This is a genomic window from Inquilinus sp. (assembly GCF_057815775.1).
On sequence record NZ_JBYRFX010000299.1, the window covers coordinates 1 to 9338 of the forward strand.

The window sequence follows — 9338 nt, forward strand, 5'->3', positions numbered from 1 at the left end:
GTTGCCGGCCTTGTCGCTGCGGATCAGGAAGAACGGCACGCCCTTGGCGCCCTGGCGCTGCAGCGTGGTCAGGCGGACGCAGACCTGTTCGAAGCTGGCCTCGAACCGGCTCTGCAGCACCTCGATGTCGTAGCGCAGCGCCAGGGCGCCAAGGGCGTGCCGTTCTTCCTGATCCGCAGCGACAAGGCCGGCAACGTCTCCAAGCGGCTCGGCGCCACCAACTCCGCCTTCGCCCGCATGGGCGGCGCCTGCCCGTTGTGGATCCTGCCCGATGCCTTCCGCTCGCCCGGCCGGATCCAGACCCAGGTGGCGGAGCTGCCGGACGGCAGCCGCTGGGTCACCATCGCCCGCACCGTGTCCAAGCCCGGCGCCGGCTTCCGCGCGCCGGGGCAGAGCTTCGCCCTGGCGCTGGGCTGCGAGATCGCCCAGGCGGCGCAGCTGGTCTATGCCGACGGCATAGACTTGGCGGCGGATGAGACGGCGGCGCCGATCGGGCTGCATTGCCGGCTGTGCGAGCGGCCGGATTGCGACCAGCGTGCCTTCCCGCCGCTGAACCATGTGCTGTCGGTCGACGAGAACCTGCGCGGCGCCACCCCGTATCAGTTCGCCCCGGCCGGATGAAGCGAAGACGATCCCGCACCAGCCAACCCGAAGCCGCTTGCGATTGTTGTGTTTCTCAGATCAAACTCGACATCTGGACTTGATGATCGGAGGGAGCGACCCATGGCGCACAAATTCGAGATCTACAAGGACAAGGCCGGCGAATTCCGGGTCCGGTTCAAATACAATTCAGAAGTGATCTTCTCGACCGAAGGCTATTCCAGCAAGGCCTCGGCCAAGAATGCGATCGAGTCGATCAAGAAGAACGGCCCCGACGCGCCGACGGACGACACCACGGACTGACCCCGGTGGGCACGCCCGGCGATCCTGCATCGGCGCCGGGCGTGCCGTCCCCTCGATCCGAGGCCCCCCGGTCCACGGCAGCGGCTTCCTGAAACCCCGGTCCCGTCGGAACCGCATGACCGGTCGACCGGCCTCTCTATTCCAGGGATAGGAACCGTCATCGGCTTCGCTCTAGACTGCGGCACCCGACCGCGCCGCAGGAGCCCCCATGGCCGACCGCCTCCCGATCACCCGCCGCTCGACCCTCAAGGCCGGCGTCGCTGCTGCCGCTATCGGGCTGGTTCCCGCCCGGCTGCGGGCCGCTGCGCCGAAGCTGAAGCTGCGGATCCTGGAGACGACGGACCTGCATGTCGCCGTCTTTCCCTATGACTATTACCGCGACAAGGACGACGACACGATGGGCCTGGCCCGCACCGCCGCGGTGCTGGCGGCCGCGCGAGCCGAGGCGGCCAATGTCCTGCTGTTCGACAATGGCGACGTGATCCAGGGCAACCCGATGGGTGACTACATGGCCTATCAGCGCGGCCTGGACGGCGGCGAGATCCACCCGATCGTCAAGGCCATGAACCTGCTGGCCTATGATTGCGGCACCATGGGCAACCACGAGTTCAACTACGGGCTCGACTATCTCGGCAAGGCGATGATGCAGGGCGCCAACTTCCCCCTGGTCTGCGCCAATTTGCTGAAGCCGGACGGCACCACCTACCTGCCGCCCTACAAGATCCTGGCCCGGACGCTGAAGGACGAGGCGGGTGCTGCGCAGACGGTGAAGATCGGCGTCATCGGCTTCGTGCCGCCGCAGATCATGCAGTGGGACCAGGGCCATCTCGAAGGCCATGTCTCCACCACCGACATCGTCGACGCCGCCCGCAAATTCGTGCCGGCGCTGCGCCAGGAGGGCGCCGAGATCGTGGTGGCGCTGTGCCATTCCGGCATCGCCGGCGGCCCGCGTTCGGGCGGCGAGGAGAATGCGGCCCTGTACCTGGCCGAGGTGCCCGGCATCGACGTGATCCTGACCGGCCACCAGCACCTGGTCTTTCCCGGCCCGGATTTCGCCGGCATCGACGGTGTCGACGCCGAGCGCGGCACGCTGCACGGCATCCCGGCCGTGATGGCCGGCTTCTGGGGCAGCCATCTCGGCGTCATCGACCTCGATCTCGAGCATGACGGCGCGGCCTGGAAAGTCGCCGCCTTCAAGTCGGAAGCCCGGCCGATCTACCAGCGCAAGGACCGCAAGGTGACGCCGCTGGTCGAATCGCGAGCGGATATCGTGGCCGCGGCGCAGCCGGAGCACGACGCCACCCTGGCCTATGTGCGCCAGCCGGTCGGCGAGATCACCGCGCCGATCACCAGCTATTTCGCCCTGGTGGCGGATGACCCGTCGGTGCAGATCGTCAGCCAGGCCCAGCTGTGGTACGCGGCGCCGCTGCTGGCGGGCACGCCCGTGGCCGGGCTGCCGCTGCTGTCCGCCGCGGCGCCGTTCAAGGTCGGCGGCCGCAACGGGCCGGACTACTACACCAGCGTTCCGGCCGGGCCGATCGCGATCAAGAACGTCGCCGACCTCTATCTGTACCCGAACACGGTGCGGGCGGTGCGCGTGACCGGCGCCATCGTGCGGGAATGGCTGGAGCGGTCGGCTGGCATCTTCAACCGGATCGACCCGGCGAAGACCACGGAGCAGCCGCTGATCGACACCGGCTTCCCATCCTACAATTTCGACGTGATCGACGGCGTGACCTACCGCATCGACGTGACCCAGGCCTCGCGCTACGACGGCGACGGCAAGCTGGTGGCGCCGGATGCGCACCGCATCGTCGACCTGCAGTTCCAGGGCAAGCCGATCAATGAGACGCAGGAATTCGTCGTCGTCACCAACAACTACCGCGCCGGGGGCGGCGGCAGCTTCCCCGGCCTGGACGGCAAGAACATCGTGCTGACGGCGCCCGACACCAATCGCGACGTGCTGGTGCGCTTCATCCACGACCAGGGCCGGATCAACCCGACCGCCGACGCCAACTGGTCCTTCGCAGCCCTGCCGAAGACCGCAATCGTCACCTTCCCCAGCGCCCCGGCCGCCGCCCAATCGGTGCCCGCCGGGCTGACGGTGGAGCCGGCCGGCGACGCCGGCGACGGCTTCGCCAAATACCGGCTGGTGTTCGGGGGGTAGGCCCGCATGAAAATCGTCCTGGTCGCGAGGGAGAGCCAGCTGGCCGATTCCTGGGAGGCGGCCTTTGCCGATCTCGGCGATGTCGGCGTGCACCGCGGCTCGATCCTCGACATCGCCTGCGACGCGGTGGTCAGTCCGGCCAACAGCTTCGGCTTCATGGATGGCGGCATCGACGCGCTGTATGTCGATCGCTACGGCATCGAGGTGGAGACCCGGCTGCGCCGGCGGATCCTGGACCGGCACCATGGCGAACTGCTGGTCGGCGCGGCCGAGGCGGTCGAGACCGGCAACCTGCTTCAGCCCTGGCTGATCGCGGCGCCGACCATGCGGGTGCCGATGGTGTTGCCGCCGGAGACGGTGAATCCGTTCCTGGCCACGCGGGCGGTGCTGCTGCTGGCCAGGCACGGCACAGTCCTGGCCGGCCCCTTCGCTGGTGAGCCGCTGTCGGACCACCTGCACACCATCGCCTTCCCCGGCATGGGCACCGGCGTCGGCCGGGTGTCCGCCGCGATCTGCGCCCGGCAGATGCGGGCGGCGGTCGACGAGGTGCTGCTAGGCGTCTCCCGGCCGCCGATGGGCTGGGCCGAGGCCAGCGAGCGCCACCAGTTGCTCTACACCGACCGGCCGACGCGGCTGCAGTATTAGGCCGCGTCCGCACCAACCAGCGGTCAGTCCATATGCACCGACACCGCCGGCCCCGCGGCAACCTTGGGCTTGCGCAGCAGGATCAGCATCGGGATCGCCGCGACCGCCAGCACCATGAGCAGCTTGAAATCGTCGATATAGGCGATCAGCGAGGATTGCTGGTTGACCATCTGGTCGAGCATCGCCCGCCCGGTGGTGGTGCCCGGCGACATCATGGTCGGCAGCTGCTGCACCGCCGGGCTGAAGGCGTTGACGTGCTCGCCCAGCAGCTGGTGGTTGGTCTGGGTGTTGCGGGTGAGGAGCGCCGTGACGACCGAGATGCCGATCGAACTGCCGAGGTTGCGCGACACGCTGTAGATGCCGGCGCCTTCGTCGAGATAGATCCGCGGCAGGGTGGAAAAGGCCATGGTCGAGAGCGGCACGAAGACGAGGCCGAGCCCGGCGCCCTGCACCACGCCGTCGATCATGAATTCGGTCTGCGAGATGTCGAGGTTGTAGCCGCTCATCCGCCACAGCGAGCCGATGATCATGACGAGGCCCGCCAGCAGCAGCATGCGGGTGTCCACCCGGCCGATCAGGCGGCCGACCACCATCATCGCGGCCATGGTGCCGATGCCGCGCGGTCCCATCACCAGCCCGGCCGTGACCACGGGATAGCCCAGCATGGTCTGCAGGAACGGCGTCGCCAGCGCCATGACGGCATAGTAGATCGAACCGACGATGGAAATGACCAGGACCGCGACCACGAAGTTGCGGTCGGTGAACAGCCGTGGCCGGACGAACGGCGCCTCCGCCGTCAGCAGATGCACCACGAACATGTAGAAGCCGAGCACCGCCAGCACGGTCTCGATGATGATCTCGATCGAATTGAACCAGTCCTGGTCTTGGCCGCGGTCGAGCATCATCTGCAGGGCGCCGATGCCGAGGCTGAGCAGACCGAAGCCGAGCCAGTCGAACCGCTTCGACACTTGCCGCCCGGTGTCCGGCATGAACAGCAGCATGCCGGCCAGCGCCGCGGCCCCGATCGGCACGTTGATGTAGAACACCCAGCGCCAGGAATAATGATCGGTCAGCCAGCCGCCGATGACCGGCCCCATGACCGGCCCGACCATGACGCCGATGCCCCAGATCGCCATGGCTTGGCCGCGCCGTTCCGGCGGGTTGATGTCGATCACGGTGGCCTGGGACAGCGGCACCAGCGGCGCGCCGAACACGCCCTGCAACAGGCGGAAGCCCACGATCTCGGTCACGTTCTGGGCCAGGCCGCACAGAACCGAGGCGCCGACGAAGCCGACCACCGCGATGATGAACAGGTTCTTGCGGCCGATTCGGCTGACCAGCGCGCCGGTGACCGGCGTCATGATCGCGGCGGCAACGATATAGGAGGTCAGGACCCAGTTGATCTGGTCCTGGTTGGCGCCGAGGTTGCCCTGCATGTAGGGCAGGGCGATGTTGGCGATGGTGGTGTCCAGCGCCTGCATGATGGTGGCCAGCATCACGCAGGCCGTGATCATCCCGCGATGGGGGACGGACCCACCGGCTTCCGGGGTCGGGCTGCTCATCACCGCGCTCCGAACAGGCTCCCGAGGAACGGCAGGCCGCGCGCATGGCCGGTGTCGATCGAGACCTCGGCGCACATGCCCGCGCGCAGCTGCGGCTTGTCGGCGGTGTCCACCGTGACGCGGACGGGGATGCGCTGGGTGACCTTGACCCAGTTGCCGCTGGAGTTCTGCGGCGGCAGCAGCGAGAACTCGGCGCCGCTGGCCGGGCTCAGGCTTTCGACCTTGCCGGTCCAGGTAACGCCCGGATAGGTGTCGACCGAGACCGTCACCGGCTGGCCGACCACGACATGGGTCAGGTCGGTCTCGTTCAGGTTGGCGTCGATCCAGATCCTGTCGGCCCGCACCACGGCCAGCACCGGCGTGCCCATCGCGACCATGGCGCCGGGCAGCACCGCATCGGCCTTGGCGGCGATGCCGGAGAACGGCGCCTTGACCTGGGTGTGGTCGAGGTCGAGCTGGGCTTGGTCACGGTCCGACACCGCCTGGGCGTAGGGTGGGTACTTCTCCAGCGGCAGGTTCTCGTCGGCGCCCAGCTTGGCCAGGGTGACGTCGATCTGGGTCTGCGCCACCTGGACGAAGATCGAGGCGGTGGTGAACAGGATGCTGGCGGTGTCGAGCGCCGATTGCGAGGCGTTGTCGTTCTTGGCCAGCGACGAGGTGCGGGTCAGCTCGCGCTGTTCATAAGCCGCGCCGGCGGCGGAGACCTGCGCCAGCGCCTGGGCCTGGGCCAGGCTGGCCTTGATGCCCTGGTAGTCGAAGCTGGCGTTGCGCATCGCCGCCTCGGCGTGCTCCAGCGCAAACCGCGGCGCCCGGTCGTCGATCCGGAACAGCACCTGCCCGGCCTGGACCGGCTGGTTGGTCTGGACGTCGATGCTGACCAGCCGGCCCGAAATTTCAGGCGCCACCGACACCGTGTCGGCATGGACATAGGCGTTGTCGGTGCCGGCGTAGCGGCCGCCCATGCCGTAGAGGACCAGGCCGACGGCCGCGACCACCAGCGGCACGCCGAGCAGCAGCACCAGCCGCAGGCGGCGGCGGCGGCGCGGCTTGGCCGGCGGAACCGCCTGCCCCGCCGGGGCTTCCGTGGCCTGCTGCGGCCGGGCTTCGATCGTCTTGTTGGTTCCGTCCGGCATCTAGCTCCGTCCGGCGGTGATCGCCGCCGGCTCCTCCGAATCCATGGCCAGCCTGGCCTTCAGTGTTTCGAGATCACCGACCAGCCGAGCCATGATCTCGGCCGGCAAACGGGCGCTGTAATCGTCCTGCCACTGCGCGACGACGCCTTCGAGCAGGTCGACGATCGGGCGCACGACGGGACGCAGGTGCAGCGAATAGGCGCGGCGGTCGTTCGGGTCGCGCCGGCGTTCGACCCAGCCGCGCTTCTCCATCCGGTCCAGCAGGCCGGTCACGGTCATCTTCTCGACGTCGAGATATTCGGCCAGCCGCGCCTGGGTGATGCCGGGATAGCGGTCGAGGAAGATCAGCACCCGGTATTGCGGCCGCGACAGGTCCAGCCCGGCCGCACGCACCCGCTCCTCGAAGCGGCGGCGCAGCAGCTGATCGAGGTCCTTGATCAGGGTGTAAAGGCTGACGAGCGGCTTGATTTCGCTCATGGCATGAAACGACCTGACTGTAAGCTGCCTTACTATATGGCCGTTGATCGGTCGCGGCAAATGTCGAACCTATCGCCGCGGCGCAGGTCTGCCCGACGCGAATCGCACGACAGGAGACCTTTCCTGTCGGCTCAAGCGGGACTCAGCGCAGCCACACCCGCGCGGTGGCCGTGGCGCCGGTGGCGTCGATCACGGTGATCTGGGCCGCGCCCGGCCCCGGCGGCGTCCAATCGACGTCGCGCTTCAGCGGCGAGGACGGGATCGGCCGGCCGTCGACCATCCACAGCAGCGGCCGGCGGCCGCCCGAAGCGACCAGCGACAGCGAGCCGAAGCGGTCACCGTCGCGCGGCCGTTCCACCGCCACGCCATCGGCCGGGAAGGCGATGACCAGGGGCTCGACTCCGGCGAGCGAGGGCAAGGGCGCCTCCGCGGCCGGGTCGATCGACAGCCGCCGCAGCCGGGGCGGCAGGTCTTCCGCCCGCAGCACCGGCGTGCCGGCCGGCGCCGGCCCGACCACGTCGCGCGACGGCGGCGGCAGCAGCGCGAAGGCGCGGAACAGCAGCGGCGCCGCGGTGTTGCGGCCGAACCGGTCGGGGCTGGGCGACCCGTCGGGCCGGCCGACCCAGACGCCGATGGTGTGTTCGGCGTCGAAGCCGATCGCCCAGGCGTCACGGAAGCCGTAGGAGGTGCCGGTCTTGAAAGCGATGCGGCGGCCGTCCTTCATCAGCCCGGGATCGGCCATCGCCACCGGCGGCGGCGCCGAGGCCAGGATGTCGGTGACGTACCAGGCGGCGGAGGCGTCGAGGATGCGGGCGCCGCCATCGCCGCTGGGCGGGGCGTCGGCGCGCCAGACCAGATCCGGCATGATGCCGCCGCGGGCAATGCCGGCATAGAGGCGGACGAGGTCGAGCAGGGTGATGCCGCCGCCGCCGAGCGCGATCGGCAGGCTGGGCAGCACCGTCGGGTCGTCGAAGCGCAGCGGCGCGCCGACATTGCGCAGCCGGGCGGCGAAGCGGGCGGGCCCGACATGGTCCAGCATCTGCACCGCGGGGATGTTGAGCGAGCGCTGCAGCGCCTCGCGCACCGACACCTCGCCGGAGAAGCCGGGGTCGAAATTGTTGGGCGCGTAGTCGCCGAACCGCATCGGCAGGTCCAGCACCACGGTTTCCGGCAGGATGATGCGGTCCTCGAACCCCATGCCGTAGATGAAGGGCTTCAGCGCCGAGCCGGGCGAGCGCACCGCCCGCGCCAGGTCCATCTGGCCATCGCGCCGCTCCTCGAAGAAGGTGCCGGAGCCGAGATAGCCGGTGACCCGGCCGGTCGCGTTCTCGACCACCACCGCCGCCAAGTTACTGGTGGCGTCCAGCCCGTGCAGCGACCGGTCGGCCAGATCCTCCAGCCCGGCCTGCAGCCGGCCGTCGATGGTGCTGCGATAGATCTCGCGGCCGCGATCCTCCGCCAGCAGCCGTTCGGCCAGATGCGGCGCTCGGAACGGCAACGGCTGGCGCAGCGTCGGCGTCGGCTGCTCCGTCGCGTCCTGCGCCGCCTGGGGGTCGAGCGCGCCGGCCCCGGCCACCCGCAGCAGCACCCGGTCGCGCGCCAGGCGCGCCGCCTTGGGGAAGCGGTCCGGCCGCAGCCGGGTCGGCGATTGCGGCAGCGCCACCAGCAGCGCCGCCTCGCCCGGGGTCAGCAGCGTCGGCTCCTTGCCGAAATAGGCCAGCGACGCCGCGCGCACGCCTTCGAGGTTGCCGCCGAACGGGGCCAGGGTCAGGTAGATGCCGAGGATCTCGTCCTTCGAGTAATGCGCCTCGAGCTGCAGCGCCCGCGCCATCTCGATCAGCTTCGACCCCAGGGTGCGCGGCCGCGGTTCCAGCAGGCGCACGGTCTGCATCGTCAGGGTCGAGGCGCCGGAGACCACGCCGCCATGGCGGACCATCTGGCCGAAGGCGCGCGCGGTCGCCAGCGGGTCGACGCCGAGATGCCGGCGGAAGCGCCGGTCCTCATAGGCCTGCAGCATGGCGAGGTACAGCGGCGACACATCGGCGACCGTGGCCTTGAGGCGCCAGGTGCCGTCATGCGCGGTGAAGGCCCGCAGCAGCTGGCCGTCCTTGTCGAGGACGATGGCCGAGCGGTCGAGATAGCGGTCGAGCACCGGGGGATAGCGGTCATCAAGCCAGAAGGCGGCGCCCACCACCAGCGCGGCGAGGACCATGCCCGCCGCCGCCCCGATCGCGATCCGTCGCCAGAGTGTCCGCACTGCGCCCATCACCGTCCCTCCGCGGCCATTCTAGCGCCAGGCGTGGCGGATTGATGGCTGCCCGTGGGGCACGTCGACGAAGTTGTAAGTTTGTTTCCGGGCGGGGCCCGGCGATGGCGGCCCTGCTGGTCTCGAACCTCGCGGTCGTGGCGGGCACCGGATGCGGCGCCCTGTATCTGCTGCGGACGCGGCCC

At 69.5% G+C, this 9338-nt stretch carries 8 protein-coding genes and 1 pseudogene; 4 read left to right on the forward strand and 5 right to left on the reverse strand.

Annotated features, from left to right (window positions below; genetic code table 11):
- Positions 1-147: pseudogene (locus AC3XYG_RS10650) on the reverse strand (short-chain fatty acyl-CoA regulator family protein); the annotation flags it as partial.
- Positions 148-156: 9 nt separating this feature from the next.
- Between AC3XYG_RS10650 and AC3XYG_RS10655 the strand changes: the two are divergent.
- The 4 genes from AC3XYG_RS10655 (at position 157) to AC3XYG_RS10670 (ending at position 3715) form a co-directional block, all read left to right on the forward strand.
- Positions 157-621: a DUF2083 domain-containing protein gene (locus AC3XYG_RS10655; RefSeq protein WP_489139810.1), complete on the forward strand. Its 465-nt coding sequence runs from the start codon at positions 157-159 to the stop codon at positions 619-621.
- Between the two features lie 102 nt (positions 622-723).
- Positions 724-903, forward strand: a complete 180-nt coding sequence (locus AC3XYG_RS10660) for a YegP family protein (protein ID WP_489139803.1) — start codon at positions 724-726, stop codon at positions 901-903.
- Between the two features lie 208 nt (positions 904-1111).
- A complete protein-coding gene (locus AC3XYG_RS10665; protein WP_489139804.1) occupies positions 1112-3070 on the forward strand; it encodes a bifunctional 2',3'-cyclic-nucleotide 2'-phosphodiesterase/3'-nucleotidase in 1959 nt (652 codons plus the stop codon).
- Positions 3071-3076: 6 nt separating this feature from the next.
- On the forward strand, positions 3077-3715 hold the full coding sequence (locus AC3XYG_RS10670) for a macro domain-containing protein (protein ID WP_489139805.1): 639 nt from the start codon (positions 3077-3079) through the stop codon (positions 3713-3715).
- A gap of 23 nt (positions 3716-3738) precedes the next feature.
- Here the strand turns inward: AC3XYG_RS10670 and AC3XYG_RS10675 are convergent, their stop codons facing one another.
- The 4 genes from AC3XYG_RS10675 to pbpC all read right to left on the reverse strand — a co-directional run bounded on the left by AC3XYG_RS10675 (position 3739) and on the right by pbpC (position 9153).
- Positions 3739-5277, reverse strand: a complete 1539-nt coding sequence (locus AC3XYG_RS10675) for a DHA2 family efflux MFS transporter permease subunit (RefSeq protein WP_489139806.1) — start codon at positions 5275-5277, stop codon at positions 3739-3741.
- On the reverse strand, positions 5277-6410 hold the full coding sequence (locus AC3XYG_RS10680; RefSeq protein ID WP_489139807.1) for an HlyD family secretion protein: 1134 nt from the start codon (positions 6408-6410) through the stop codon (positions 5277-5279). The genes AC3XYG_RS10675 and AC3XYG_RS10680 overlap by 1 nt, the downstream gene beginning before the upstream one ends.
- Positions 6411-6887, reverse strand: coding sequence for a MarR family winged helix-turn-helix transcriptional regulator (locus AC3XYG_RS10685; protein ID WP_489139808.1), 477 nt, complete (start codon positions 6885-6887; stop codon positions 6411-6413).
- Between the two features lie 142 nt (positions 6888-7029).
- Positions 7030-9153, reverse strand: a complete 2124-nt coding sequence (pbpC, locus tag AC3XYG_RS10690) for a penicillin-binding protein 1C (protein WP_489139809.1) — start codon at positions 9151-9153, stop codon at positions 7030-7032.
- Positions 9154-9338 lie beyond the last annotated feature (185 nt).